At 69.4% G+C, this 25,097-nt stretch carries 22 protein-coding genes and 1 tRNA gene; 6 read left to right on the top strand and 17 right to left on the bottom strand.

What is annotated here, in order from left to right; translation table 11 throughout:
- Positions 1 to 530: 530 nt before the first annotated feature.
- The 7 genes from ACWEQG_RS10785 to ACWEQG_RS10815 form a co-directional block, all read right to left on the bottom strand.
- Entirely contained in the window at positions 531 to 4,406 is a 3,876-nt protein-coding gene (locus tag ACWEQG_RS10785) for a DNA-directed RNA polymerase subunit beta' (RefSeq protein ID WP_363473858.1), read from the bottom strand.
- 19 nt (positions 4,407 to 4,425) lie between these two features.
- Positions 4,426 to 7,899 (bottom strand): DNA-directed RNA polymerase subunit beta, encoded by a 3,474-nt coding sequence (gene rpoB, locus ACWEQG_RS10790; RefSeq protein ID WP_452283634.1) that lies wholly within the window; start codon positions 7,897 to 7,899, stop codon positions 4,426 to 4,428.
- 420 nt (positions 7,900 to 8,319) lie between these two features.
- Positions 8,320 to 8,826, bottom strand: a complete 507-nt coding sequence (locus ACWEQG_RS10795) for a hypothetical protein (protein WP_452283636.1) — start codon at positions 8,824 to 8,826, stop codon at positions 8,320 to 8,322.
- Entirely contained in the window at positions 8,823 to 9,311 is a 489-nt protein-coding gene (locus ACWEQG_RS10800) for a hypothetical protein (RefSeq protein ID WP_452283638.1), read from the bottom strand. The genes ACWEQG_RS10795 and ACWEQG_RS10800 overlap by 4 nt, the downstream gene beginning before the upstream one ends.
- Before the next feature lie 194 nt (positions 9,312 to 9,505).
- Positions 9,506 to 9,901 carry a 50S ribosomal protein L7/L12 gene (gene rplL / locus ACWEQG_RS10805; protein ID WP_079319156.1) on the bottom strand — a complete coding sequence of 132 codons (396 nt, stop codon included), beginning with the start codon at positions 9,899 to 9,901 and terminating at the stop codon, positions 9,506 to 9,508.
- A 78-nt stretch (positions 9,902 to 9,979) separates the two neighbouring features.
- Complete coding sequence (gene rplJ, locus ACWEQG_RS10810) at positions 9,980 to 10,504, bottom strand: 50S ribosomal protein L10 (protein WP_079319155.1); 525 nt, start codon at positions 10,502 to 10,504, stop codon at positions 9,980 to 9,982.
- A gap of 224 nt (positions 10,505 to 10,728) precedes the next feature.
- Complete coding sequence (locus ACWEQG_RS10815) at positions 10,729 to 11,574, bottom strand: LolA-like protein (RefSeq protein ID WP_363469024.1); 846 nt, start codon at positions 11,572 to 11,574, stop codon at positions 10,729 to 10,731.
- Between the two features lie 183 nt (positions 11,575 to 11,757).
- Here ACWEQG_RS10815 and ACWEQG_RS10820 point away from each other — a divergent pair, with 183 nt between their 5' ends.
- Positions 11,758 to 12,966 carry an amidohydrolase family protein gene (locus tag ACWEQG_RS10820; RefSeq protein WP_452283640.1) on the top strand — a complete coding sequence of 403 codons (1,209 nt, stop codon included), beginning with the start codon at positions 11,758 to 11,760 and terminating at the stop codon, positions 12,964 to 12,966.
- Positions 12,967 to 12,979: 13 nt separating this feature from the next.
- On the opposite strand, the gene ACWEQG_RS10825 is transcribed toward ACWEQG_RS10820, so the two are convergent.
- The 6 genes from ACWEQG_RS10825 to ACWEQG_RS10850 form a co-directional block, all read right to left on the bottom strand.
- On the bottom strand, positions 12,980 to 13,477 hold the full coding sequence (locus ACWEQG_RS10825) for a MarR family winged helix-turn-helix transcriptional regulator (RefSeq protein ID WP_452283642.1): 498 nt from the start codon (positions 13,475 to 13,477) through the stop codon (positions 12,980 to 12,982).
- Between the two features lie 127 nt (positions 13,478 to 13,604).
- Complete coding sequence (rplA, locus tag ACWEQG_RS10830) at positions 13,605 to 14,318, bottom strand: 50S ribosomal protein L1 (RefSeq protein ID WP_169988796.1); 714 nt, start codon at positions 14,316 to 14,318, stop codon at positions 13,605 to 13,607.
- Positions 14,319 to 14,434: 116 nt separating this feature from the next.
- The gene (rplK, locus tag ACWEQG_RS10835; RefSeq protein WP_030510282.1) at positions 14,435 to 14,866 is read right to left on the bottom strand and encodes a 50S ribosomal protein L11; all 432 of its coding nucleotides are present in this window, start codon (positions 14,864 to 14,866) and stop codon (positions 14,435 to 14,437) included.
- 94 nt (positions 14,867 to 14,960) lie between these two features.
- Positions 14,961 to 15,734, bottom strand: coding sequence for a transcription termination/antitermination protein NusG (gene nusG / locus ACWEQG_RS10840; protein ID WP_452283644.1), 774 nt, complete (start codon positions 15,732 to 15,734; stop codon positions 14,961 to 14,963).
- Between the two features lie 55 nt (positions 15,735 to 15,789).
- Complete coding sequence (secE, locus tag ACWEQG_RS10845; protein WP_363469032.1) at positions 15,790 to 16,047, bottom strand: preprotein translocase subunit SecE; 258 nt, start codon at positions 16,045 to 16,047, stop codon at positions 15,790 to 15,792.
- Positions 16,048 to 16,122: 75 nt separating this feature from the next.
- Positions 16,123 to 16,195: transfer RNA gene (locus ACWEQG_RS10850), tRNA-Trp, on the bottom strand.
- Positions 16,196 to 16,430: 235 nt separating this feature from the next.
- Here ACWEQG_RS10850 and ACWEQG_RS10855 point away from each other — a divergent pair.
- Positions 16,431 to 17,636 (top strand): pyridoxal phosphate-dependent aminotransferase, encoded by a 1,206-nt coding sequence (locus tag ACWEQG_RS10855; protein ID WP_452283646.1) that lies wholly within the window; start codon positions 16,431 to 16,433, stop codon positions 17,634 to 17,636.
- A 444-nt stretch (positions 17,637 to 18,080) separates the two neighbouring features.
- Here the strand turns inward: ACWEQG_RS10855 and ACWEQG_RS10860 are convergent, their stop codons facing one another.
- Together ACWEQG_RS10860 and ACWEQG_RS10865 are read right to left on the bottom strand one after the other, a co-directional pair.
- Positions 18,081 to 19,079, bottom strand: a complete 999-nt coding sequence (locus ACWEQG_RS10860; RefSeq protein ID WP_452283648.1) for a PASTA domain-containing protein — start codon at positions 19,077 to 19,079, stop codon at positions 18,081 to 18,083.
- A complete protein-coding gene (locus tag ACWEQG_RS10865; protein WP_452283650.1) occupies positions 19,076 to 19,576 on the bottom strand; it encodes a SigE family RNA polymerase sigma factor in 501 nt (166 codons plus the stop codon). Before ACWEQG_RS10865 ends, ACWEQG_RS10860 begins: the two co-directional genes overlap by 4 nt.
- Positions 19,577 to 19,650: 74 nt before the next feature.
- On the opposite strand from ACWEQG_RS10865, the gene ACWEQG_RS10870 reads away from it, so the two are divergent.
- Positions 19,651 to 20,670 carry an adenosine deaminase gene (locus tag ACWEQG_RS10870; protein WP_452283652.1) on the top strand — a complete coding sequence of 340 codons (1,020 nt, stop codon included), beginning with the start codon at positions 19,651 to 19,653 and terminating at the stop codon, positions 20,668 to 20,670.
- Positions 20,671 to 20,679: 9 nt separating this feature from the next.
- Here the strand turns inward: ACWEQG_RS10870 and ACWEQG_RS10875 are convergent, their stop codons facing one another.
- On the bottom strand, positions 20,680 to 21,423 hold the full coding sequence (locus ACWEQG_RS10875) for a hypothetical protein (protein WP_452283654.1): 744 nt from the start codon (positions 21,421 to 21,423) through the stop codon (positions 20,680 to 20,682).
- Positions 21,413 to 21,949, bottom strand: coding sequence for an RNA polymerase sigma factor (locus ACWEQG_RS10880; RefSeq protein WP_452283656.1), 537 nt, complete (start codon positions 21,947 to 21,949; stop codon positions 21,413 to 21,415). The genes ACWEQG_RS10875 and ACWEQG_RS10880 overlap by 11 nt, the downstream gene beginning before the upstream one ends.
- A 172-nt stretch (positions 21,950 to 22,121) precedes the next feature.
- Here ACWEQG_RS10880 and ACWEQG_RS10885 point away from each other — a divergent pair, with 172 nt between their 5' ends.
- The 3 genes from ACWEQG_RS10885 to ACWEQG_RS10895 all read left to right on the top strand — a co-directional run bounded on the left by ACWEQG_RS10885 (position 22,122) and on the right by ACWEQG_RS10895 (position 25,087).
- On the top strand, positions 22,122 to 22,853 hold the full coding sequence (locus tag ACWEQG_RS10885; protein ID WP_452283658.1) for a class I SAM-dependent methyltransferase: 732 nt from the start codon (positions 22,122 to 22,124) through the stop codon (positions 22,851 to 22,853).
- 139 nt (positions 22,854 to 22,992) lie between these two features.
- Positions 22,993 to 23,691: a response regulator transcription factor gene (locus ACWEQG_RS10890; protein ID WP_169988807.1), complete on the top strand. Its 699-nt coding sequence runs from the start codon at positions 22,993 to 22,995 to the stop codon at positions 23,689 to 23,691.
- 10 nt (positions 23,692 to 23,701) lie between these two features.
- Positions 23,702 to 25,087: a sensor histidine kinase gene (locus ACWEQG_RS10895; protein ID WP_452283659.1), complete on the top strand. Its 1,386-nt coding sequence runs from the start codon at positions 23,702 to 23,704 to the stop codon at positions 25,085 to 25,087.
- Positions 25,088 to 25,097 lie beyond the last annotated feature (10 nt).

Consider the following 25,097-nt stretch of genomic DNA (forward strand, 5'->3'; position numbering starts at 1 on the left):
TCGAGGTGGCGATGCCGCCTCTCACAGGCTTGCAGGTACTGCCGGTGTCATGACCTGCTGGTTTTCGCTCCCCTTCGACCCACGCGCTCGGGCGTGTCGCGCTCTTGTCGCAGCACTCCCGGGCGGACCCGGTCGATCTGGAGGAGTCACACGGCGCCCCCCACGCGCCTCCCTATCGGAAAGCGGCATTTGAGCGCACGCATGCGAGCCCACAGACGGGCACGAAGGTAAAGCCTACCCGCCCCCGTACAACACGTCAAAACAGAGGAGGACGCCCCGGAGGGACGTGCCCCGCTGTCCTGACGTGCCGCTTCGCCGACGGCCCGAGCCGGACCGTCGAAGGACTCGGCCCCCTATCATACCGCCCCCACGAGGGGCTTCTCACGGTTTCGGCGCCGTCCCCGCCCTCGTGCCGCCGGATCCCCATGCCCGTACGCGGACCGCGCACAACGGGAAGCGGCCCGGGGCGTCATGCCCCGGGCCGCTTCCGTATGTTCACCGCCGCGGCGATCGCTCACCGCGGCGACCTGTCATCGGCCGTACTGGCCGAAGTCGTACTCCTCCAGCGGGACGGCCTCGCCGCTGCCCGAGCCGAAGGTGTAGTCCGCCGCCGAGCCGTCGTAGCCGCCGACCGTGTACATCGCGGCCTTGGCCTCCTCGGTCGGCTCCACCCGGATGTTGCGGTACTGGGGCATGCCCGTACCGGCCGGGATGAGCTTACCGATGATGACGTTCTCCTTGAGGCCGAGCAGCGAGTCCGACTTGGCGTGGATCGCCGCGTCGGTGAGGACTCGCGTCGTCTCCTGGAAGGACGCCGCCGACAGCCACGACTCGGTGGCCAGCGAGGCCTTGGTGATGCCCATCAGGACCGGACGACCGGCGGCCGGCTGGCCGCCCTCCGCCACGGTCTGACGGTTGATCGCCTCGAAGCGCGGCCGCTCGACCAGCTCGCCGGGCAGCAGCTCGGTGTCGCCGGACTCCAGCACGTTCACGCGCTTGAGCATCTGCCGGACGATGACCTCGATGTGCTTGTCGTGGATCGACACACCCTGCGAGCGGTAGACCTGCTGCACCTCGTCCACCAGGTGGAGCTGGACGGCGCGCGGGCCGAGGATGCGCAGGACCTCGTTCGGGTTGCGCGCACCGGCGATCAGGAGCTGACCGACGTCCACGCGCTGCCCCTCCGAGACCAGCAGCCGCGACCGCATCGACACCGGGTAGGCGATCTCGTCGGAGCCGTCGTCCGGAGTGATGACGATCTTGCGGGTCTTGTCGGTCTCGTCGATCCGGACGCGGCCGGCGACCTCGCTGATCGGGGCGACACCCTTGGGGATGCGCGCCTCGAACAGCTCCTGCACACGCGGCAGACCGTGGGTGATGTCCGCACCCGCCACACCACCGGTGTGGAAGGTACGCATGGTCAGCTGGGTGCCGGGCTCACCGATCGACTGGGCCGCGATGATGCCGACGGCCTCACCGACGTCCACCAGCTTGCCGGTGGCCAGCGAGCGGCCGTAGCAGGTCGCGCAGACACCGATCTTGGCCTCGCAGACGAGCGTGCTGCGGGTCCTGACGGTCTCGATGCCGGCGTTCACCAGCGCCGTGACCACGTCGTCGTTGATGTCGACGCCCGCCGACGCGACGAGCTTGCCGTCCACCTCGACGTCCTCGGCCAGGATGCGGCCGTGCACGTTGCTCTCGGCGTTCTCGGCCTTGACCAGGTTGCCCTGCGGGTCGCGCTCGCCGACGTGCAGCGGGACGGCCCGGTCGGTGCCGCAGTCGATCTCGCGCACGATGACGTCCTGCGCGACGTCGACCAGACGACGGGTCAGGTAACCGGAGTCGGCGGTCCGCAGAGCGGTGTCCGCCAGACCCTTCCGCTGGCCGTGGGTCGAGATGAAGTACTCCAGCACCGACAGGCCCTCGCGGAACGAGGACTTGATCGGCCGCGGGATCGTCTCACCCTTGGTGTTGGACACCAGGCCGCGGATGCCGGCGATCTGCCGCACCTGCATGCGGTTACCGCGGGCGCCGGAGTTGACCATCATCCAGACCGGGTTGGTCGCCGGGAACGCGTTGACCATGTCGGTCTCGACGTCCGCCGTCGCGTGGGTCCAGATCTCGATGAGCTCCTGACGGCGCTCCTCGTCGGTGATCAGACCGCGGTCGTACTCCCGCTGGACCTTGTCGGCGCGCTTCTCGTAGGACTCCATGATGGCGGCCTTGTTCGGCGGCGCCACGACGTCCTCGATGGAGATCGTGACACCGGCGCGGGTCGCCCAGTAGAAGCCGGCGTCCTTAAGCGAGTCGAGCGCGTTGGCCACCTCCACCTTCGGGTACCGCTCGGCCAGCTCGTTGACGATCGCCGAGAGCTGCTTCTTGCCGACCTGGTAGTTCACGAAGGGGTAGTTGGCGGGCAGCGTCTGGTTGAACAGGCACCGGCCCAGCGTGGTCTCCAGCCGGATCGGGTCGCCGGTCTCCCAGCCCTCGGGGGCCTCCCAGCCGCGCGGCGGCGGGACGTCCTTGAGGCGGACCTGGATCTTGGCCTGGATGTCCAGCTCGTGGCGGTCGTGGGCCATGAGGGCCTCCGACACCGTGGTGAACACCCGGCCCTCGCCCAGGCCACCCTCCTTCTGGGTGGTCAGCCAGTACAGACCGATGACCATGTCCTGGGTGGGCATCGTCACCGGCTTGCCGTCCGCCGGCTTGAGGATGTTGTTGGTGGACAGCATCAGGATCCGCGCCTCGGCCTGTGCCTCGGCCGACAGCGGCAGGTGCACCGCCATCTGGTCGCCGTCGAAGTCCGCGTTGAACGCGGTGCAGACGAGCGGGTGGATCTGGATGGCCTTGCCCTCGACCAGCTGCGGCTCGAAGGCCTGGATGCCCAGGCGGTGCAGGGTGGGGGCGCGGTTGAGCAGCACCGGGTGCTCGGTGATGACCTCTTCCAGCACGTCCCACACGACCGGCTTGGACCGCTCGACCATCCGCTTGGCGGACTTGATGTTCTGCGCGTGGTTGAGATCGACCAGACGCTTCATCACGAACGGCTTGAACAGCTCCAGCGCCATCTGCTTGGGCAGGCCGCACTGGTGGAGCTTGAGCTGCGGGCCGACGACGATGACCGAACGGCCGGAGTAGTCGACACGCTTGCCGAGCAGGTTCTGCCGGAAACGACCCTGCTTACCCTTCAGCATGTCGCTGAGGGACTTCAGCGGACGGTTGCCGGGGCCCGTGACCGGGCGGCCGCGGCGGCCGTTGTCGAACAGGGCGTCGACGGCCTCCTGGAGCATCCGCTTCTCGTTGTTCACGATGATCTCGGGCGCGCCGAGGTCGAGCAGACGCTTGAGGCGGTTGTTCCGGTTGATGACCCGGCGGTACAGGTCGTTCAGGTCCGAGGTGGCGAAGCGGCCACCGTCGAGCTGGACCATCGGCCGCAGGTCCGGCGGGATCACCGGGATGCAGTCGAGGACCATGCCGCTCGGCGAGTTGCGCGTGTTGAGGAACGCCGCGACGACCTTGAGCCGCTTGAGGGCGCGGGCCTTCTTCTGGCCCTTGCCGCTGCGGATGGTCTCCCGCAGGTTCTCCGCCTCGGCCTCCAGGTCGAAGCTGGCCAGCCGCTCCTGGATGGCCTGGGCGCCCATGCCGCCGCGGAAGTAGCGGCCGAACCGGTCGCGCATCTCGCGGTAGAGCAGCTCGTCGCCCTCGAGGTCCTGGACCTTGAGGTTCTTGAAGCGGCTCCAGACCTCCTCGAGCCGGTCCAGCTCGCGCTGGGCCCGGTCGCGGAGCTGGCGCATCTCGCGGTCGGCGCCCTCGCGCACCTTGCGGCGGGCGTCGCCCTTGGCGCCGGCGGCCTCCAGCTCGGCCAGGTCGGCCTCGAGCTTCTTCTGCCGGGCCTCGATGTCGGCGTCACGGCGCTGCTCGATGTGCTGCCGCTCGACGGAGATCTTCGCCTCCAGCGAGGGCAGGTCACGGTCACGCATCTCGTTGTCGACATGCGTGATCATGTACGCCGCGAAGTAGATGACCTTCTCCAGGTCCTTCGGGGCGAGGTCGAGCAGGTAGCCGAGGCGCGACGGGACACCCTTGAAGTACCAGATGTGGGTGACCGGCGCGGCCAGCTCGATGTGGCCCATCCGCTCGCGGCGCACCTTGGCGCGCGTGACCTCGACGCCACAACGCTCACAGATGATGCCCTTGAAGCGGACGCGCTTGTACTTGCCGCAGTAGCACTCCCAGTCCCGGGTCGGACCGAAGATCTTCTCGCAGAAGAGCCCGTCCTTTTCCGGCTTGAGGGTCCGGTAGTTGATGGTCTCCGGCTTCTTCACCTCGCCGTGCGACCACTGCCTGATGTCGTCGGCGGTCGCGAGGCCGATGCGCAGCTCGTCGAAGAAGTTGACGTCGAGCACTAGATAATCCCCTTTTGAATCAGACCTCGTCGACGGTCATCGCGCCCTCGTGGGGGCGCCGGGACAGGTCGATGCCGAGCTCCTCCGCCGCGCGGAAGACGTCCTCGTCGGTATCCCTCATCTCGATCGACATGCCGTCGCTGGAGAGAACCTCGACGTTCAGGCAGAGCGACTGCATTTCCTTGATGAGGACCTTGAAGGACTCGGGAATGCCCGCCTCGGGGATGTTCTCGCCCTTGACGATGGCCTCGTAGACCTTCACGCGGCCCAGCACGTCGTCGGACTTGATCGTCAGCAGCTCCTGCAGCGCGTACGCCGCGCCGTAGGCCTCCAGCGCCCACACCTCCATCTCGCCGAAGCGCTGGCCGCCGAACTGCGCCTTACCACCCAGCGGCTGCTGGGTGATCATCGAGTACGGGCCGGTCGAACGAGCGTGGATCTTGTCGTCGACCAGGTGCAGCAGCTTCAGGATGTAGATGTAGCCCACCGAGATCGGGTGCGGGAACGGCTCGCCGGAACGGCCGTCGAACAGCCGCGCCTTGCCGTTCTCCCCCACCATGCGGGAGCCGTCCCTGTTGACCAGGGTGCTGTCGAGCAGGCCGACGATCTCCTCCTCGTTAGCGCCGTCGAACACCGGCGTGGCGACCTTGGTCCAGGGCTCGACCCTGTCCATGTCCTTCTCACGCAGGCGCTCGGCCCAGGCCTCCTCGACACCGGAGACGTCCCACCCGCGAGCGGCGATCCACCCGAGGTGTGTCTCCAGCACCTGGCCGACGTTCATCCGCCCGGGGACGCCCAGCGGGTTCAGGACGATGTCGACCGGGGTGCCGTCCTCGAGGAACGGCATGTCCTCCACCGGGAGGATCTTGGAGATGACGCCCTTGTTGCCGTGACGGCCGGCGAGCTTGTCCCCATCGGTGATCTTGCGCTTCTGCGCCACATACACCCGGACCAGCTCGTTGACGCCCGGAGGAAGCTCGTCGCCCTCCTCGCGGCTGAACACGCGCACCCCGATGACCTTGCCGGACTCACCGTGCGGCACCTTCAGCGAGGTGTCACGCACCTCACGCGCCTTCTCTCCGAAGATCGCACGCAGCAGCCGCTCCTCGGGCGTCAGCTCCGTCTCACCCTTGGGCGTCACCTTGCCCACCAGGATGTCGCCGGTCACAACCTCGGCGCCGATCCGGATGATGCCGCGCTCGTCGAGATCGGCCAGCGCGTCCTCGGAGGCGTTGGGGATGTCGCGGGTGATCTCCTCGGGGCCCAGCTTGGTGTCGCGGGCGTCGACCTCGTGCTCTTCGATGTGGATCGACGACAGCACGTCGTCCTGCACCAGACGCTGGGACAGGATGATCGCGTCCTCGTAGTTGTGGCCCTCCCACGGCATGAACGCCACCAGCAGGTTCTTGCCCAGCGCCATCTCACCGTTGTCGGTGCACGGCCCGTCGGCGACGACCTGACCCTGCTCGACCCGGTCACCTTCGGCCACGATCGGCTTCTGGTTGAAACACGTGCCCTGGTTGGACCGCTTGAACTTCGCCACCCGGTAGGTCGTCCGCGTGCCGTCGTCGTTCATCACCGTGATGTAGTCGGCCGAGACCTCCTCCACCACGCCGGCCTTCTCGGCCGTGATCACATCACCGGCATCGGTCGCGGCACGGTACTCCATGCCGGTCCCGACCAGCGGCGCCTCGCTCTTCAGCAGCGGCACCGACTGACGCTGCATGTTCGAACCCATCAGCGCGCGGTTGGCGTCGTCGTGCTCGAGGAACGGAATCATGGCGGTCGCCACCGACACCATCTGGCGCGGCGAGACGTCCATGTAGTCGACCTCGGACGGGTGGACGGCCTCGAACTCGCCGCCCTTGCGGCGGGCGAGCACGCGGGTCTCGGCGAAGGTTCCGTCGGCGTTCAGGCCCGTGTTGGCCTGCGCGACGACGTGCCGGTCCTCCTCGTCCGCGGTCAGGTAGTCGATCTCGTCGGTGACCCGGCCGTCGACGACGCGACGGTACGGGGTCTCGACGAAGCCGAAGGAGTTGACCCGTCCGTAGGAGGACAGCGAGCCGATCAGGCCGATGTTCGGGCCTTCCGGCGTCTCGATCGGGCACATCCGGCCATAGTGGGACGGGTGCACGTCGCGGACCTCGAAGCCCGCGCGCTCACGCGACAGACCACCCGGGCCGAGGGCCGACAGACGCCGCTTGTGCGTCAGGCCGGCCAGCGGGTTGGTCTGGTCCATGAACTGCGACAGCTGCGAGGTGCCGAAGAACTCCTTGATCGACGCCACGACCGGGCGGATGTTGATCAGGGTCTGCGGCGTGATCGCCTCGACGTCCTGCGTCGTCATGCGCTCGCGCACGACGCGCTCCATACGGGCCAGGCCCAGCCGGACCTGGTTCTGGATCAGCTCGCCGACGCTGCGCAGACGGCGGTTGCCGAAGTGGTCGATGTCGTCGGTCTCGACGACCACCGAGTTGTCCGGGCCCATCGTCTCCTCGCCGGCGTGCAGCCGGACGATGTACTCGATGGTGGACACGATGTCCTCGTCGGTCAGCGTGCCCTGGGTGATGTCGGCCTGGACGCCCAGCTTCTTGTTGATCTTGTAGCGGCCGACCTTGGCCAGGTCGTAGCGCTTCGGGTTGAAGTACAGGTTCTCCAGCAACGCCTGCGCCGACTCCTTGGTCGGCGGCTCACCCGGACGCAGCTTGCGGTAGATGTCCAGCAGCGCGTCGTCCTGGCCGGAGGTGTGGTCCTTCTCCAGGGTCGCCCGCATCGACTCGTACTGGCCGAAACGCTCAAGAATCTGGTCGTTGGTCCAGCCGAGCGCCTTGAGCAGCACGGTGACCGGCTGCTTGCGCTTGCGGTCGATGCGCACGCCGACGCTGTCCCGCTTGTCGATCTCGAACTCGAGCCACGCGCCGCGCGACGGGATCACCCGGCAGCCGAACAGGTCCTTGTCGGAGGTCTTGTCGACCGAGCGGTCGAAGTAGACACCGGGCGACCGGACGAGCTGGGAGACCACGACACGCTCGGTGCCGTTGATGATGAACGTGCCCTTCGACGTCATGAGCGGGAAGTCGCCCATGAACACCGTCTGGCTCTTGATCTCACCTGTGGTGTTATTGATGAACTCCGCCGTGACGAACATCGGGGCGGAGTAGGTCATGTCCTTGTCTTTGCACTCATCGACTGAGTACTTGGGCGGCTCGAACCTGTGGTCCCGGAACGACAGGGACATGGTTCCGGAGAAGTCCTCGATGGGACTGATCTCCTCGAAGATCTCTTCGAGACCCGACTGGGCCGGGACGTCCTTGCGCCCGGCCTGGCGAGCCGCCTCAACCCGGCCCTTCCATCTCTCGTTACCGAGCAGCCAATCGAAGGACTCGGTCTGCAGGGCGAGAAGGTCGGGTACTTCGAGCGGCTCCTCGATACGTGCGAACGACACGGTACGGGGACCGGCGGGTACGGCGGAGGCGTTGCGCGAGGCTGCCAACAGATGTCCTTCCGAGGGCTCGCGGACTGACTACACGCACGCCAGACGACCAGGACTAAGAGTTACTCAGAGAGACGGTCGTCAAAGGGCAGCGCAAAGGGGCAGTGTAGCCGATCGGCATACACCTGTCCACTCCGCTATCGCTCTGCGCTCCACGTTGGTGGCAGCATCACCCGTCAGCGCCGAAACGTCAAGCCCGAGAGCCGACATTTCGCCTAACCGGCGGGCGTCACGCTGGGTTTTTCCCGCCCTTGGGACCGAGCGAGCGCCGGGACCCAGTCCCTACCCGGGACCGGAGACGGGTAACGCTCAGTCACACGAACGGGCCAACGCTGACCGTGGGTCGACGCCGCCATGCCCTGAATACCCAGCCCTAGCCCCGGCCTAAACGTCTTCTTTACTAACAATTTAGCCACGGGCCTAGGGGACGGGCGTGTCACCCAGCAGCGTGGACAGCCGGGAGGCTCTCCAGCCGTCGCCCTGCGTCACCATGACCAGGCGCGCTCTCCCCTGGCTGACCTGCTGCTTCGGCTGATCCTGACCCGGGCCCGAACGCGTCGTGACCATGTTCACGAACAGCAGCACCCGGACCTCTTCCGGCGTCGCCGACTCCACACCGGCCGCGGCCACGACGGCGTGCTGAACCGTCCGCCGCTCACGCGCCCGCGGTCCGAGTGTCGCCGCGAGCGTCCGGTAGTGCTCCGCCAGCTGCCCGGTGGCGTGCGCGCGCGCCCTCAGCATGTCCCGGTCGATCGTACGGTAGTCGTACGACAGCATGTCGGGCGCGTACGACCGGGCGGCCGCCAGGGCCTCGCGGGAGGCCGTCTCGGCCGCCTGGAGGCGGCGCAGGTCGAGCAGCAGCCACACGGCGGCGACGGCCAGCCCGGCCGCCACGAGGGCCGTCACCGACACCAGGAGGCGCCTCACCGCACCAGCTCCGCGCGGGAGACCAGCCACAGGCCCGAGGCGTTCGTGACGTCCATGCGCCAGCGGAAGAAGCGCTCCTCGGGAGGCGCCTTCCTGCCGTCCTCCCAGTGGATCACCGCATCGCCGACGATCAGCACCTGCGCCGTGCGCCGGTCGCCGTCGAGGGATGCGAGCGCGGAGGCCCGTAGGACACCCGTCTGGACGGCCTTGTTCTTCAGCGTGGCGTCCCGCAGCGCCGCCTGCCCGGCCGCGTAGCGTGCGCGCTCTGGGCCCGTGGAGGTGGCCAGCGCGCGCTTGATGTCGTCGTCGATGCGGCGGTGGTCGATGGACATGAGGCTCACGGCGTGCGCCGCGGCGGCCCTCACGGCCATCTCGCGGTCCTGTTCCGCCGCCAGGGCCTCCGTACGGGCCTGGAAGAGGCGCAGGACCGCCAGGGCCGACACGGCCACCAGGAGGACGAGCCCGACGGTCAGTGCGCGCCGCATCCCCGCACCTCCTGAGCACCGGTGGTCTCGGCCCGATCATGTCGCGCGGATCCTATGTCCGCACGATAGATCAACGGGCCCGGCCTGCTCATAAGGGTCTGGATCGCACTCGACTTCCGGACACGCGAAAGGGGCGGTCCCATCCGGCACCTGGATGGACCCGCCCCTTCGGTGAAGCGTGTTGCGAGACCGTCTTACTTGACGGTGACGGTGGCGCCGGCGCCCTCGAGGGCGGCCTTCGCCTTCTCGGCCTGCTCCTTGTTGACCTTGCCGTCGAAGACCGGCTTCGGAGCGCCGTCCACGAGGTCCTTGGCCTCCTTGAGGCCCAGGCTCGTCAGGGCGCGGATCTCCTTGATGACCTGGATCTTCTTGTCGCCGGCGGCCTCGAGGATGACGTCGAACTCGTCCTGCTCCTCGGCCTCCTCGGCGGCGGCACCGGCGCCACCGGCGGCCGGGGCGGCGGCGACGGCGACCGGAGCGGCGGCCTTGACGTCGAAGGTCTCCTCGAAGACCTTCACGAACTCGGACAGCTCAAGGAGGGTCATCTCCTTGAAGGTCTCGAGCAGCTCGTCGGTGCTGAGCTTCGCCATGATGTGTTCCTCCAGTGGATCTAGCAAAAAAGTGAAAAGGGACCGCGGTGCGCGCTTCCCCCCGTCCGCTGCGCGGACCTACTCACCGGCCTCTTCGCGCTTGGCGCGCAGAGCCTCGGCCAGTCGAGCCATGGTGGTGGGCAGCGCGGCGAAGGTGGCGGCAGCCTGGGACTGCTTGGCCTTCAGCGCACCGGCCAGCTTCGCGAGGAGCACCTCACGGGACTCAAGGTCGGCAAGCTTCGTGATCTCGTCGGGGGTCATCGACTTGCCGTCGACGACGCCGCCCTTGATCACCAGGAGGGGGTTGGCCTTGGCGAAGTCACGCAGACCCTTGGCCGCCTCCACGACGTCGCCCTTGACGAACGCGATGGCGGTCGGGCCCTGGAACAGGTCGTCCAGGGCGGTGATCCCGGCGTTGTTGGCCGCGATCTTGGTGAGCGTGTTCTTCGCCACGGCGAACTTCGCATTCCCACCGAGAGAAACGCGCAGCTGCTTGAGCTGAGCGACGGTGAGACCGCGGTATTCGGTCAGAACGGCGGCGCTGGATCCCTCGAACTCACTCTTGAGCTCGGCGATCGCGACGCTCTTCTCCGCCTTCGCCATGGGCCTCCTTCCAGATGTGCCGCCGGCGAAGGCCCTCGGAAAACAGACAAGCCCCGGCGCAGGCGCACGGGGCTTGGACGGACGTCGAACGTCCTCAAGCGTCTCCACACCTACGCGGGCCGTCCACTCAACGTGGATCCTTCGGTCGCCGGGCTGTACGCCCAGCGACGACCGGCGGTCTTCGGCAGGAGACAGACTACGTTGTCAACCGGCTGGACGCCAAATCAGCCGCCGAGGCCGGACGGCTGCGGCAGCGTCTGCGGCAGTTCGCCCACCTGGTCGGCGGCCGGCGCCTTGATCGAGACCGGCTCGTTGAACGACTTGAACATCGCGGTGGCCTTGAACGTGCCGGCGTCCGGCTTGCCGCCGCTCAGCTCGACCTTGCGGGGCAGGCCCTGGGCGTCGATCCACGCGTCGAACTTGACGTCCTTGGCGCTCGCGAGCTCGCCCTGCAGACGCCCGCGCTGCTCCTCGGAAAGCTGCTTGACCGCCTGGTCGACCGGGAACGTGCCCGAGTAGTGGGTGGTGTCCACCCCGCCGACCTGCTCGCTGCCGACCGACTTCACGTCCTTGGACGCGGTCAGCAGGGCGGCGCTCGTCTTCAGGTCGAACTGCTGGGCCTGGCCGAGGAACTGGTCGACGTTCACGCCGGCCTGCGAGCCGAGCTGCTTCAGGTCGAGCCTGATCCACGGCTTGGTGGCGCCCACCAGGGTCTTGAGCATGTCGAGCTTCACGTACGCCACGTCGCCCTGGAGGATCACCCGCACGCCGCCGGGCACGCTCTGCCCGTTGAACGACAGCTGGCTGAGGTTGATGTCAGAGGCGATCTGCGGTGTCTTCTGGTAGAGCATCGTCCCCTGGACGACCCCGCCCTGACCGCCCTTGGCGTCGGTCACGTTGACCACGAGGTCCGCGGCATAGGTGTTGACCTCGTCGGCCTTCTGCGCGGTCTGCTGAATGACCTCGGCCGCCGAGAGCTGCGCGTTCTGGAGAGACGGAGTCGCGGTCGTCCCGCATCCCGCGACCGTGATCGCGGCCACCGCTCCGGCGGCCACCAGTAGTCGTCGCATTGTGTCCATCCCTTCGGTTTCCCCCTTTACCTGCCCTTGACCCTATGTGCCTAACGCGCCGGGCGCGTCGGCTCCGGACGAACCACCACCAGGCCTGCACAATCCCCGCACATTCACGGTAGTTTGCAGCACCATAGTTAGTCTTCGTACTATCGGTTATCGAACTACACGGGGAGAGCGGACATGCGGACCCTGATTCGGGACGTGCGCGTCTTCGACGGCGAACGGACCATCCCCCGGGCGGACGTGCTCGTCGAGGACGGCCTCATCGCCGAGTACGACGGACGACGGGTGGACACCGAGATCGACGGAACGGGCAGGACGGTCCTCCCCGGCCTGATCGACGCGCACACCCATGTCTCCGACGGCATGCTCGCCCAGGCGCTGGCCTTCGGGGTGACGACGGAGCTCGACATGTTCTGCCTGCCGTCCAACCTCGCCAGGCAGCGGAGGCTCGCCGCCGAGCGGGACGACGTGGCCGACCTGCGCAGCGCCGGCGTCCTGGCCACCGCACCGAACGGCCACCCCAGCCAGATCATGGCCGCCGAGGCCGCCGCCGTCGCTCACCTCGGCGACGCCGTGGGCGCCTTCGACACGATCGCCGGCGCCGGGCAGGCGAAGGAGTTCGTCGAGGCCCGGCTGGCGGAGGGCATCGACTATCTGAAAATCGTCGTGGACGACGGCTCAGCGGCGGGGCTCGACCTGCCGGTTCTCGGCCCGGACGTCGTCGCCGCGCTCGTCGAGGCCGGGCACGCCGCGGGCCTGGCGGCCATCGCCCACGTGGCGACCGTGCGGGACGCCGCTGTCGCGATCGAGGCGGGGGTCGACGGCCTGGCGCACGTCTTCCACGACGCCCCGCCCGGTGATCCCGCCGTCGAGGAACTGGCGGCGCGGGCCGCCGCCCGCGGAGTGTTCGTGATCAGCACGCTGAGCTACATCGAGGCGATCACCGGCGGGACGGGCGGGGCGGAACTCGTCCGGGACGAGCGGGTCGCGTCGCGGCTGCCCGGCCACGCGCGGGCCGCCGTCCGCGACGACCCCGGTGCCGTACCCGTGCACCCCCAGGGCGTGGTGAACGCCGCGCACGCGGCCCTGGCCCTGCACCGCGCGGGCGTGCCCCTGCTGGCAGGCACGGACGCGAACTTTTTCGCCCCGCTGCACGGCGCGAGCATGCATCGCGAACTGCCGCTCCTCACCGAGGCCGGGCTCACTCCCGAGGAGGCGCTCGCGGCGGCCACCAGCGTCCCCGCCCGGCATTTCGGGCTTCACGACCGGGGGCGGATCGCGCCTGGCATGCGCGCGGACCTGCTGCTGGTGGACGGTGACCCGACCCGCGACATCACCGCCACCCGTGCCATCGCGGGTGTCTGGCGCCGCGGCGTACGCCGATGAGCCGGCGAGCGTGTCAGGCCAGCGAGGTGAGCAGGTCGCGCAGCAACCGGTCGAGCGTGTCGGCCTCCCGCCGGGAGAGCCCCGACGCGAGCCGGGCGAGGTTCGCCGCGTGGTCGGTGAGGGTCGCGTCGATCACCTCGCGCCCCTTCTCCGACAAGGTGATTTTGAAGCTGCGCCGGTCGGCCGGGTCGAGGCTGCGCTCGACCAGCCCGGCGGCCTCCAGCCGGTCGAGCCGGCTCGTCATGCCGGCACGCGACATCATCACCATGTCCGACAACTCGGAGGGGATCAGCGTGTACGGCGGGCCGGAACGGCGTAGCGCGGCCAGGACGTCGAAGTCTCCCGCACGCAGGCCGTGCCGGTCGAGGACCTCCTCGACCCGGCCCTCGACCATCCGGGTCACCTGGGCGAGACGGCCGAAGACCCCCATGGCCGACAGGTCCAGGTCGGGCCGCTCGCGTTGCCACTGGTCAAGGATGTGATCGACGGAATCCCTGCGCTCTTCGGTCACGCGCCGAGTTTATGCGCCGTCTGATCATGGGAAGACGCGCGGGAGCTCGTGATCCGTCCAAGACGCGCGGAAGCCCCCGCCCAGTGAGGGCGGGGGCTTCCGTCGTCGTACGGGCCGGGGCGACGGCTCAGGCGTCGATCTCGGCGGTCATCGCCCGCGTCACGTTGGGGTCGACCGGGATGCCCGGGCCCATGGACGTGGTGAAGGTGACCTTCTTGAGGTAACGGCCCTTGGCCGCCGACGGCTTGAGACGCAGGACCTCGTCCAGCGCCGCGGCGTAGTTCTCCACGAGCTGACGGTCGTCGAAGGACGCCTTGCCGATGATGAAGTGCAGGTTCGCGTGCCGGTCGACCCGGAACTCGATCTTTCCGCCCTTGATGTCGGTGACGGCCTTGGCCACGTCGGGCGTGACGGTGCCGGTCTTCGGGTTCGGCATGAGGCCGCGGGGGCCGAGCACGCGGCCCAGGCGACCGACCTTGCCCATCAGGTCCGGGGTGGCGACGACCGCGTCGAAGTCGAGACGGCCCTTGGACACCTCGTCGATCAGCTCGTCGGAGCCGACGATGTCGGCGCCCGCCGCGCGGGCCTCCTCGGCACGGTCACCGGTCGCGAAGACCAGGACCCGGGCGGTCTTGCCGGTGCCGTGCGGGAGGTTGACGGTGCCGCGGACCATCTGGTCGGCCTTGCGGGGGTCGACGCCCAGCCGCAGGGCGACCTCGACGGTCGCGTCGAACTTCGTGGTCGCGGTCTTCTTGGCCAGCCGTACGCCGTCGAGCGGGTTGTACAGGGCCGCGCGGTCGACCTCGGCCGCCGCGTTCTTCCAGTTCTTGCTGCGCTTCACTTCATGCTCCTCGTGGAGATCGTGGTCCGGGCCTGCGCTTCGGCCCTCCCACAGCGTTGGATTGCCGCGCCTGCGGCGCGGCGCCTCGGGCGCTTACGAGCCCCCGCGGAAGATTCTCAGTCGGCGATCGTGATGCCCATGGAGCGGGCGGTGCCGGCGATGATCTTCTCGGCGGCCTCGACGTCGTTGGCGTTGAGGTCCTGCATCTTGGTCTCGGCGATCTGGCGAAGCTGCTCGCGAGTCAGCTTGCCCACCTTGTCCTTGTGCGGGTTCGCGCTGCCCTTCTGCAGACCGGCGGCCTTCTTGATCAGCTCGGGCGCCGGCGGCGTCTTCGTGATGAAGGTGAAGGTGCGGTCTTCGAAGATGGTGATCTCGACGGGGATGATGTTGCCCCGCTGGGCCTCCGTCGCCGCGTTGTACTGCTTGACGAAGTCCATGATGTTGACGCCGTGCGGACCGAGCGCGGTACCGACCGGCGGCGCGGGGGTGGCCTGTCCAGCGGGAAGCTGGACCTTCACCAGGGCCGCGACTTTCTTCTTTGGAGGCATTTGTCCTTCTCCGGGTCCTTTGTCCTACAAAAGCCTCACGGGCACGCCGAAGCAGGGCGTGCGTGAGGACGGCTATCGAGTCTACGCGAGACGGTCAGATCTTCGAGACCTGGTTGAACGACAGCTCGACCGGGGTCTCTCGACCGAAGATCGACACGAGGACCTTGAGTTTCTGCGACTCGGCGCTGATCTCGCTGACCGTGGCCGGCAGCGTGGCGAACGGCCCGTCCATGACCGTGACGGACTCGCCGACCTCGAAGTCGACGGTCGCGGTGGTCGTCTTGGTCGTGGCCTTCTTGACTTCCTCGGAAGGCTCCGGGGCGAGCAGCTTGGCGACCTCGTCGAGGTTCAGCGGGCTCGGCTTGTTGGACAGGCCGACGAAGCCGGTCACACCGGGCGTGTTACGCACCGCGGCCCAGGATTCGTCGGTCAGGTCCATCCGGACCAGGACGTAACCGGGAAGCACGCGCTCCTTGATCGGAGTCTTCTTGCCGCCCTTGAACTCCGTGATCGTGTGCGTCGGCACCTCGACCTGGAAGATGAAGTCCTCCATGTTGAGGGACCCGATACGGCTCTCGATGTTCTGCTTCACGCGGTTCTCGTAACCGGCGTACGAGTGGATGACGTACCACTCGCCGAACTGACCGCGAAGCTGGCGCTTGAACTCCTCGACCGGGTCGACATCCGGGAGGACGTCACCGTCCTCGTCGACCTGCGGGGCGACCTCAGCCGCGTCTTCGCCGCCGTCACCACCGTCTGAGTCGGCGACCGTGGTCTCCTCGACCTCTGCTACGGCCTCGTCCTGCTCGGTGCCCCACTCGTCATCCTCGTCATGGGAGCGGTCGGCCGGCATCGGGGACTCGGACACGGGACTCTTCCTTCTTCGCTTGGTGTCTTGACGCGCTGCGACGTCTTGGGCGGGATCAGGATCCGCCGAAGAGCCAGAGCACACCCTTACCCAGCAGCGTATCGATCCCGAACACGAGCCCAACCATGATCACGACGAAGACCAGGACAACTACCGTGTACGAGATCAGCTCATTGCGCCTGGGCCAGATGACCTTGCGCAGCTCGGCGACGACCTGCCGGTAGAAAAGAGCGGGCGAGGTGCGCTTTGCCTTCTTCTCATTGGTCGGCTTGCCTGGCTTGCCAGCGGTCTCGCCGCGGGTGTCGATCGCCACAGTCCTCACCTGATCCGTCGTGTCCGTCGCAGTTGCGGCGCGCTTTCACGCCATTGTTGCGCGGACCGCACTCCGCAGGGCACGAGGGACTCGAACCCCCAACCGCCGGTTTTGGAGACCGGTGCGCTACCAATTGCGCTAGTGCCCTATGCCGTGCACCACGATACCCGAGAAACGCGGAGAAGCGTCCGTCCCGTCGTTCACGTGGCCCACTAGTCGGTGAAGTGTACGCGGGTTTCACCAGTCCGTCGAACCACGTGGTCGCCGCGCCGCCCGGAGAGGTGGCCCGAGTGCCGTTCGTGCGGTTCAAAGCTACCGCGAGAACCCGTCCGCATCCTGGATATGGAGACGAAACCGCATGGCGCGTCTGGAACGATGGAGCCATGACCCGACCTCGCATCTCCGCGCGTATTTCCGCGATCTCCGAGTCCGCGACTCTGGCCGTGGACGCCAAGGCCAAGGCGATGAAGGCGGCCGGTCGCCCGGTCATCGGCTTCGGCGCCGGCGAGCCCGACTTCCCCACGCCCGACTACATCGTCGAGGCGGCCGTCGAGGCGTGCCGGAACCCCAGGTTCCACAAGTACACCCCGGCCGGGGGCCTGCCCGAGCTCAAGCAGGCGATCGCCGAGAAGACGCTGCGCGACAGCGGGTTCCAGGTGGAGGCCGCCCAGGTCCTGGTGACCAACGGCGGCAAGCAGGCGGTCTACGAGGCCTTCGCCACGCTGCTCGACCCGGGTGACGAGGTCCTGGTCGTGGCGCCGTACTGGACGACGTACCCGGAGGCGATCAAGCTCGCGGGCGGCGTCCAGGTCGACGTGGTCACCGACGAGACGACCGGCTATCTGGCCTCGGTCGAGCAGCTGGAGGAGAAGCTGACCGACCGCACCAAGGTGCTGCTGTTCGTCTCGCCGTCGAACCCGACAGGGGCCGTCTACACCCCTGCCCAGGTCGAGGAGATCGGCCGCTGGGCGCTCGACAAGGGCCTGTGGGTCGTCACCGACGAGATCTACGAGCACCTGGTTTACGGCGAGGCGAAGTTCTCCAGCATCGCCACCGCCGTGCCCGAGCTGCGCGACCGGGTCGTCGTGCTGAACGGCGTGGCCAAGACGTACGCGATGACCGGCTGGCGGGTGGGCTGGCTGATCGGCCCGGCCGACGTGGTCAAGGCGGCGACGAACCTGCAGTCCCACGCCACCTCCAACGTCTCCAACGTCGCCCAGGCCGCGGCGCTCGCCGCCGTCTCCGGCGACCTGTCCGCCGTCGCCGAGATGCGGACGGCCTTCGACCGGCGCCGCCAGACCATGGTCCGGATGCTCAACGAGATCCCCGGCGTGGTCTGCCCCGAGCCGTTCGGCGCGTTCTACGCGTACCCGTCGGTGAAGGCCCTGCTCGGCAAGGAGCTTCGCGGCAGGCGCCCGCAGACCTCGGCCGAGCTGGCCGAGCTCATCCTGGAGGAGGCCGAGGTCGCGCTGGTGCCCGGCGAGGCGTTCGGCACTCCGGGTTACTTCCGTCTGTCGTACGCCCTGGGCGACGACGACCTGGTCGAGGGCGTCAGCCGGGTGACCAAGCTCCTGGCCGAGACGCACTGAGAAGCCGAGACGCACTGAGAAGCCGAAATGCGCTGAGAAGCCGAGACGCACTGAGGTGACGAGGCGCGCCGGCGTCACGAACCCGGCACGGAGGCCCGGTCCCCGCCACGCGGGACCGGGCCTCCGCCAATCCGCCGACCAGCCGGAACCCGGCTGCCGCCGACATCGCGGACGGCCTGTTCCACCACGCTGTGCGGGTCTCAGGACCACAGGACGCCGATGGGGGCGGCGACGATCCTCTCGTCCATCTCGTGGACGCGTGGGCCGGTGTGCAGGACGACACCGGCCACGAACCGTTCACCCAGCTCGTCCCGCAGCCAGCGCAGGTGCTTCGCGTCGTCGTGGCGTGGGGCGCGAGTACAAAGATGACCCAGGTGCCACTACAAAGACGACCCACCGCCTACCGGCCCCGGCCGGGGCGCGGAGGCGGTGGGACCGGCGGGGTCACTTGCCGAGGGTGGCTCCGGCGGCGATCTTCTTCAGCTCCTTGTCGGCCTCCGCCGTGCCGAGCTTGGCCGCGTAGTCAGGGCTGATCATGACCTCGGCCCCGACGCCGGGCGCGAGGGTCCACACGATCGTCCGGGTGCCGCCGTCCAGGATCCGGTCGCCGCCCTCCGACACGCTGACCAGGTAGGCCTTCCTGCCGCCGACCTTGACCGGCTCGGCGCCCTGCGCGGCGAAGCTCTGCATGCGCTTGGCCAGCACGCTCGCGGCGTCCTTCCGATAGACGACCATCTGGACGTTGTACATGCCGGGTTCCAGGCCGGGCTCCACCCAGCTCGTGGTGTAGGTCTCCTTGCCGAACCCGTCCTTGCCGGACCACTTGCCCCATTCGAGCCCTTCGGGCAGGTAGCCGAGGTGCACACCGCCGAGCGTCCGGCCGTCCCCCAGGTCGCCGAGGTCCTGGGGCATCCGCGGATCCTCGGCGCCTTCGGAAGGGGCGGAGGCCGGGCCGGCCGTTGTGGCGATCATGATCGTGACCGCCGCCCCGGGGGGAGCGGCCGTCCCCGGCTGCGGCATCTGGGCGAAGACCGTGCCCGCCGGGGCGTCGTCGTTGAGCATCTTCATGATCCTCACCGTGTAGCCGGCCTCTTTCAGGATGGCGTTGACCTCCGCGGCGCTCTTGCCGACCACGTCGGGGACGAGCACTTCCGGGGTGGCGACGGTGTCGCCGGAGGCGGCCGCGGACGCGACCGGGCCTTCCTGGCCGGTGGCGCCACTCCCGGCGAGGCCGCCTGCGTTGGAGGCGGTGCCGGGCCATGCGGTCAACGCCACCGGCACGCCCACGGCGACCGCCCCGGCGAGCACGACCGCCCCCGCCACACGAAATCTGACGACGTGGCGGCGGTTGCGCCGCCGGACGGCCTGGCCCAGGGACGGCGACGCGTGCACGCCGGCGACCTGAGCGGCCATGGCATCTCTCAGTGCCTCTTCGACGTTCATGCGGACGCTCCTTCCAGGTTCTCCATGCGTGCGCGCACGCGTGCCAGACCGCGGGCGGCCTGGCTCTTGACGGTGCCGACCGAGCAGCCGAGCAGCGCGGCGGTCTCGGCCTCCGACATGTCCTCCCAGTAGCGGAGGACCAGTACGGCCCGCATCCGGGCCGGCAGCTTCCTGAGCTCGGTGACGAGCACGTCGCGCAGGCCGAGATCCGGCGACTCCACGGGTGTCTCCGGCGGCTGGGCGAAGGTGATCTCCTGGAGCACCCTGCGCCGCCTGGCCCTGCTGATCGCGCCGTTCACCACGACCCGGCGCGCGTACGCCTCGGGGTTGTCGTGCCGGATGCGCGGCCAGTGCCGGTACACCTTCTCCAGCGCGCTCTGGACCATGTCCTCGGCGTCGGTCGCCGAGGCGCCGCAGACCAGGATCGCGGTGCGCAGAAGAGCGGTGCTGCGCGCGGCCAGGAACTCGTCGAAGGCCGCCTCGTCTTCTTCGGTCATGAGCTCCCCTTTCGCCCCTCCCCAACGCGCCAACCCGCCGACGGGTTGTCAACGGGATGCGGCAACATATGGAGATGGCACGTCCACTCGACACGCTCCCCAAAGCACACCTGCACCTGCACTTCACCGGCTCGATGCGGCATTCGACGCTGATCGAGCTCGCCCGGGAGCAGGGCGTCCATCTCCCCGACGCGCTCGTCGAGGACTGGCCGCCCAAACTGCGGGCCACCGACGAACGCGGCTGGTTCCGGTTCCAGCGGTTGTACGACATCGCGCGGTCGGTGCTGCGCCGGCCGCAGGACGTCTACCGCCTGCTGCGTGAGGCCGCCGAGGACGAGGCCCGGGAGGGGTCGCGCTGGCTGGAGATCCAGGTCGACCCGTCCGGGTACGCCCAGCGTTTCGGCGGGCTGACCGAGACCCTCGAACTCGTCCTCGACGCGACGGAGAAGGCCGCCAGACAGGCCGGGATCGGCATGGCGGTGATCGTGGCCGCCAACCGCACCCGGCACACTCTCGACGCCAGGACGCTGGCCCGCCTGGCGGTGCGGTACGAGGGCAGGGGCGTGGTCGGCTTCGGCCTGTCCAACGACGAGCGGCGCGGCCGGGCCAGGGACTTCGAGCACGCCTTCCGGATCGCCAGGAGCGCCGGGCTGCTCGCGGTGCCGCACGGCGGCGAGCTGCTGGGCGCGGCGAGCGTCGCCGAGTGCCTCGACGACCTGGGCGCCGACCGGATCGGCCACGGGGTGCGCGCGGCCGAGTCGCCCCGCCTGATGGAGCGGCTGGCCGACCGGCAGATCACCTGCGAGGTGTGCCCGCTGTCCAACGTGGGCCTCGGCGTGGCGGAACGGCCCGAGGACGTGCCGCTGCGGCGGCTGTTCGAGGCCGGGGTGCCGATCGCCCTCGGCGCCGACGACCCGCTGCTGTTCGGCGCCCGTCTGCTGCCGCAGTACGAGCTCGCCAGGGACGTGTACGGCTTCAGCGACGCCGAGCTCGCCGAGCTCGCCAGGCAGTCGATCCGGTCGTCCAGGGCGCCCGACGCGGTCAGGAAGGAGTTGCTGAGCGAGGTCGACGGCTGGCTCGCCTCCCCCGAGTGACGTTCCGGTTCATCGGACCGAGGAGGCGATCCGTACGGCCTCGGCGCGGTCCGGTCCCTCCAGCCGCATGCCGACCAGCCTGTGCTGCCAGACGAGCGTCGGCCCTGCCACCCGCTCCTCACGCGGCGTGCCGCCGAACGGCACGTACGACACGCCGTGGGGCTGCTGGATCCACCATCCGCGGACGGCGTCCACCTGCTCGGGAAACGGCTCGCCGAGTTCCTTGTGCCAGACGACGCTCAGCGTCCCGTCGAACTCGTCGAGCCGGACACCGGGCCACAGCAGCGTCACCACCCGGCCGCCGTCGGCGAGCCGCACGTCGGCGGGCTCGCCGAGCGCGGACGGCACGGCGAGGGGGAACCGCGCGGTCCGCCGCGCCTCCTCCAGCGTCACCCGGCGCTCGCCGGGCAGCGGGCTCGGCACTCCCGTGGGCAGCGGCCCGGCGCCGCCGACCTGGATCTCCACGCCCGCGAAGCGCAGCACCGACACCACCGCGGCCCGGCCCTGCGGGGTGGCCCCGAGCAGCACGGCCAGCAGGACCGCCACCGACGCCGCCGCCACGCGCGGCGACGGCCGCCGACCAAGCCGCCGCCAGCCGAGCCGCCGCGCCCGCTCGTCCTCGACACCCTCGTCCTCCAGCCGGGCACGTACGGCACGGGCCACGTCGGCGGGGGGCGGCGCGGGCACGGTCAGGTCGGCGCCGAGAGCACGCAGGCGCTCCTCGATCGACTCCGGCCGGTTGTCATCGCTCATCGCCCACCTCCTCCCGCAGGTGCCGCAGGGCCCGGAACGTCCGCGACTTCACCGTGCCGAGCCGTACGCCGAGGACCTCGGCCGTCTCCGCCTCCGACAACTGCAGGAAATACCGGCAGACCACGGCTTCGCGTTCCCCCTGGGGCAGCGCGCGTACGGCCTCCAGCAGGCGGGACCTGCCGTCGGCGTCCACGGCCGCGCTCTGCGGGTCCTCCGGCCCGTACGGCTCCCGCTCGCGGCCCAGCCGCACGGCGAGGTCGGAGCGGCGGCCACGCGACCGGGTGAGGTCGTGGGTCTCGTTGGCCACGATGCGCAGCAGCCAGGGGCGGAAGGACGAGCCCCGGCGGAAGCCCTTCAGGTGGCGGAACGCCTTGACGAACGCCTCCTGGACGACGTCCTCCGCCTCGTCGGCCGCGCCCAGCAGGCTCGCCGTACGGTGGGCGACCGCGCTGTACCGGGCGACCAGCACCTCGTAGGCGTCAAGGTCGCCGGCCAGGGCACGGGTCACTGCCTCGTCGTCGTCCATCTGAGGGAAATCGGGGCGGATCGGCGGACGGAGGTGAAGCCTACGAGCAGCCGGGCATTCCGTCCACAGCGTCGTCGGCAGCCCGCGGGCGGCCCCTCCGGCGAAGCGGACACCCGCCGATGGGGCGGGCACTACACTTTCCAAGACCGTCAGCGTGCAGATCGAGGATCCTATGTCTGGGTATGACCGAGTAGTCCAGCCGGCGGCCGGGGACGAGGCTCTGGAGAACCACCTCGGCGGCGACGAGGCCAAGAACTACCGGCAGTACGAGTTCGACATGGTCGCGCCGCACGTCGGGCGGTCGCTGCTGGAGATCGGTTCGGGTCTCGGGCACTTCGCCGAGCAGTTCCTGCCGCGCCTGGACAGGCTCGTGGTGAGCGACTTCGATCCCTACTGCGTCGAGCAACTGCGCAAGAGGTTCGCGGACCGCGACGACGTGTCGGTGCTCCAGTTCGGCCTGCCGACCGACATCCCTCTGGCCGAGCCGGTCGACACCGTCGTGATGATGAACGTCCTCGAGCACATCGAGGAGGACGCCGAGGCGCTGCGGTCGCTGGCCAGGGTGACCGCCCCCGGCGGCCGGATCGTCATCTGGGTGCCCGGCTACATGCAGCTCTACGGGGACTTCGACCGCAAGGTGGGACACGTCACCCGCTACACCCCCGCCACGCTGCGCAAGACGGTCACCGCCGCGGGCCTCGACGTCCAGGTGCTCAAGCCGATCAACTTCCTCGGCGGAATCGCCTGGTGGGCGGCAGTGCGGCGGGGTGGCGTGGGCTACCCCGACCCCCGGCTCGTGAAGATCTACGACCGGACCGTCGTGCCGATGACCCGGCTCATCGAGCGGTTCGTCCGCCCGCCGTTCGGCCAGACCGTGTTCTGCGTCGCCAGGGTCCCCAAGTAGCCGCGCCCGACCAGCGGGGCGCCAGGTAGCGGGGCACCAAGTAGCAGGGTGCCATGTAGCGGGGCGCCCAGGTGACGGTGCCGGAGCCGCGGACCCGAATTGTGCGACATATGCTTCCTGCCTGCACAATGGGTGCCGCATGAGTGAAACCAGGATCCTCGTCGTCGAGGACGAGCCGAACATCCGGGACATCGTGGAAGTCGCCCTCAGATTCCACGGCTTCCGGGTGACGGCCGTGGGCACGGGGGCCGCGGCGCTCGGCGAGGTCATGAAGGACCAGCCCGATCTGGTCGTCCTCGACGTCATGCTCCCCGACATCGACGGCTTCGAGGTGTGCCGGCGGATCCGGGCCGGCGGCGTGCATCCTCCTGTGATCTTCCTCACCGCCCGCGACGCGGTCGCCGACACCGTACGCGGGCTGACCCTCGGTGGCGACGACTACGTCACCAAGCCCTTCTCCGTCGAGGCGCTGGTCGCGCGGATCCGCGCCGTGCTGCGCCGTACGAGCGTGCCGGAGGCGGCCGAGCGGGCGCACGGGCCGATCCTGCGGGTCGCGGATCTGGAGCTCGACGAGGCGCGCTGGGAGGTGCGGCGCGGCGGCGTCCCGGTGGACCTGTCGCCGACCGAGTTCCGCCTGCTGGCCTTCCTGATGGCGAACGCCGGTCTGGTGCTCACCAAGCGGCGCCTGCTCGAGGAGGTCTGGGGCTACGGCGGCAGTTCCCAGGTGCTGGAGACCTACATCTCCTACCTGCGCCGCAAGCTCGATCCGCTCGGTCCGCCGCTGATCCACACCCAGCGCGGCATCGGATACGCGCTGCGCCCGCCGCAGGACATGTGACGGACCCGTGATGTCGCTCAGGACGCGCCTGCTCGCCGGGCTGCTCGGGGTGAGCGCGGTCCTGCTCGTCGTGCTCAGCTTCGTCAGCGTCGTCGTCCTGCGCGGGCACCTGCGTACGCGCCTGGAGGGGCAGGTGGTGGCGGCGACCGTCACCGCGGCACGCCGGGTGGTCGTGGGAGACCCGCTCGCGCAGGCGCTGACGGGCTCCACCTACGCCGTCGCCGCCTACGACCTCACGGACGGCCGGGCCCGCCTGGTGAGCGGCGACGCCGCCGACGCCGCGGCCGTGCCCGACCTCGCCGAGAGGCTCGGCGAGGACAACCTGCTGGCGTACGCGGCGCAGGGCCGCACCTTCGACCTCGACCCGAGCGGCGGCCACGACATGATCGCGGCCGCGGCGATGTCGCCGAGCGGCCTGCGGCTGGTGGTCGTCGCGGTCCCCCTGGACGCGGTCGACGATCCGGTGCGTCACCTCCTGATCAGCGAACTGGCGACCGGCGGGGCGCTGATCCTGCTGCTGGCGGCGGGCGGCCGGCTGCTGATCGCCGGCGGCCTGGCGCCCCTGGGCAAGATGGCGCGGACCGCGCATCTCGTGGCCGAGCGAGGCGACCTGTCGGCCCGGATGCCGGAGGGGCCTTCCGAGGTCGGCAGGCTCGGCGCGGCGATCAACCTCATGCTCGACCGCATCGCCGGCGCCTTCCGCGACCGCCAGGCGTCGGAGGACCGCGTGCGCCGGTTCGCCGCCGACGCCTCCCACGAGCTGCGCACTCCGCTGTCGACCATCTCGGGCTACGCGGAGCTCTACCGGGCCGGGGCGATCCCGCCCGAGGACCTGCCCAAGATCATGGGCCGGATCGAGGCCGAGGCCGACCGCATGGGCCGTCTGGTGGGCGAGATGCTGGAGCTCGCGCGGCTCGACCGGGGCGCCGCACTCGCGCTGAGCGAGACCGACCTGGCCGAGATGGCCCGCGAGGTGGCCGCCGACTCGGCCGCTCTCGATCCCGCCTATCCCGTGACGGTGGAGGCCCCGATCTCCCTGGTCGCGACGGTGGACGAGGCCAGGGTCCGCCAGGTGCTCGTCAACCTGCTCGGCAACGTCCGGGCGCACACCCCCGAGGGCACGAAGGCCACCGTACGGCTGGTACGCGCCCGGGACGCGGTGACGATCGAGGTGCGCGACACCGGCCCGGGGATGAGCCCGGACCAGGCGGAACGCGCCTTCGACCGGTTCCAGCGGGGGGAGGACCATCTGTCCGGCGGGGCGGGGCTCGGCCTGTCGATCGTGAAGGCCATCGTGGAGGCGCACGGCGGGCGATGCCGGATCGACTCCTCTCCCGGCGGAGGCACCGCCGTACACATCGAGCTCCCGGCGGTGCAAGAGGCTACTGGCGGGTAGGTAACGGGTA

This window comes from Microbispora sp. NPDC004025, from assembly GCF_053604425.1.

Bases quoted from the DNA above. Each gene is read 5' to 3' on its own strand.
- ACWEQG_RS10800 (WP_452283638.1), bottom strand. From the start codon at position 9,311: ATGCGGCGCGCACTGACCGTCGGGCTCGTCCTCCTGGTGGCCGTGTCG.
- ACWEQG_RS10895 (WP_452283659.1), top strand. From the start codon at position 23,702: ATGTCGCTCAGGACGCGCCTGCTCGCCGGGCTGCTCGGGGTGAGCGCG.
- ACWEQG_RS10865 (WP_452283650.1), bottom strand. From the start codon at position 19,576: ATGACCGAAGAAGACGAGGCGGCCTTCGACGAGTTCCTGGCCGCGCGC.
- ACWEQG_RS10875 (WP_452283654.1), bottom strand. From the start codon at position 21,423: ATGAGCGATGACAACCGGCCGGAGTCGATCGAGGAGCGCCTGCGTGCT.
- rplL (WP_079319156.1), bottom strand. From the start codon at position 9,901: ATGGCGAAGCTCAGCACCGACGAGCTGCTCGAGACCTTCAAGGAGATG.
- ACWEQG_RS10815 (WP_363469024.1), bottom strand. From the start codon at position 11,574: ATGCGACGACTACTGGTGGCCGCCGGAGCGGTGGCCGCGATCACGGTC.
- ACWEQG_RS10860 (WP_452283648.1), bottom strand. From the start codon at position 19,079: ATGAACGTCGAAGAGGCACTGAGAGATGCCATGGCCGCTCAGGTCGCC.
- rplJ (WP_079319155.1), bottom strand. From the start codon at position 10,504: ATGGCGAAGGCGGAGAAGAGCGTCGCGATCGCCGAGCTCAAGAGTGAG.
- ACWEQG_RS10885 (WP_452283658.1), top strand. From the start codon at position 22,122: ATGTCTGGGTATGACCGAGTAGTCCAGCCGGCGGCCGGGGACGAGGCT.
- ACWEQG_RS10870 (WP_452283652.1), top strand. From the start codon at position 19,651: ATGGCACGTCCACTCGACACGCTCCCCAAAGCACACCTGCACCTGCAC.
- rplK (WP_030510282.1), bottom strand. From the start codon at position 14,866: ATGCCTCCAAAGAAGAAAGTCGCGGCCCTGGTGAAGGTCCAGCTTCCC.
- ACWEQG_RS10855 (WP_452283646.1), top strand. From the start codon at position 16,431: ATGACCCGACCTCGCATCTCCGCGCGTATTTCCGCGATCTCCGAGTCC.
- ACWEQG_RS10820 (WP_452283640.1), top strand. From the start codon at position 11,758: ATGCGGACCCTGATTCGGGACGTGCGCGTCTTCGACGGCGAACGGACC.
- ACWEQG_RS10890 (WP_169988807.1), top strand. From the start codon at position 22,993: ATGAGTGAAACCAGGATCCTCGTCGTCGAGGACGAGCCGAACATCCGG.
- ACWEQG_RS10880 (WP_452283656.1), bottom strand. From the start codon at position 21,949: ATGGACGACGACGAGGCAGTGACCCGTGCCCTGGCCGGCGACCTTGAC.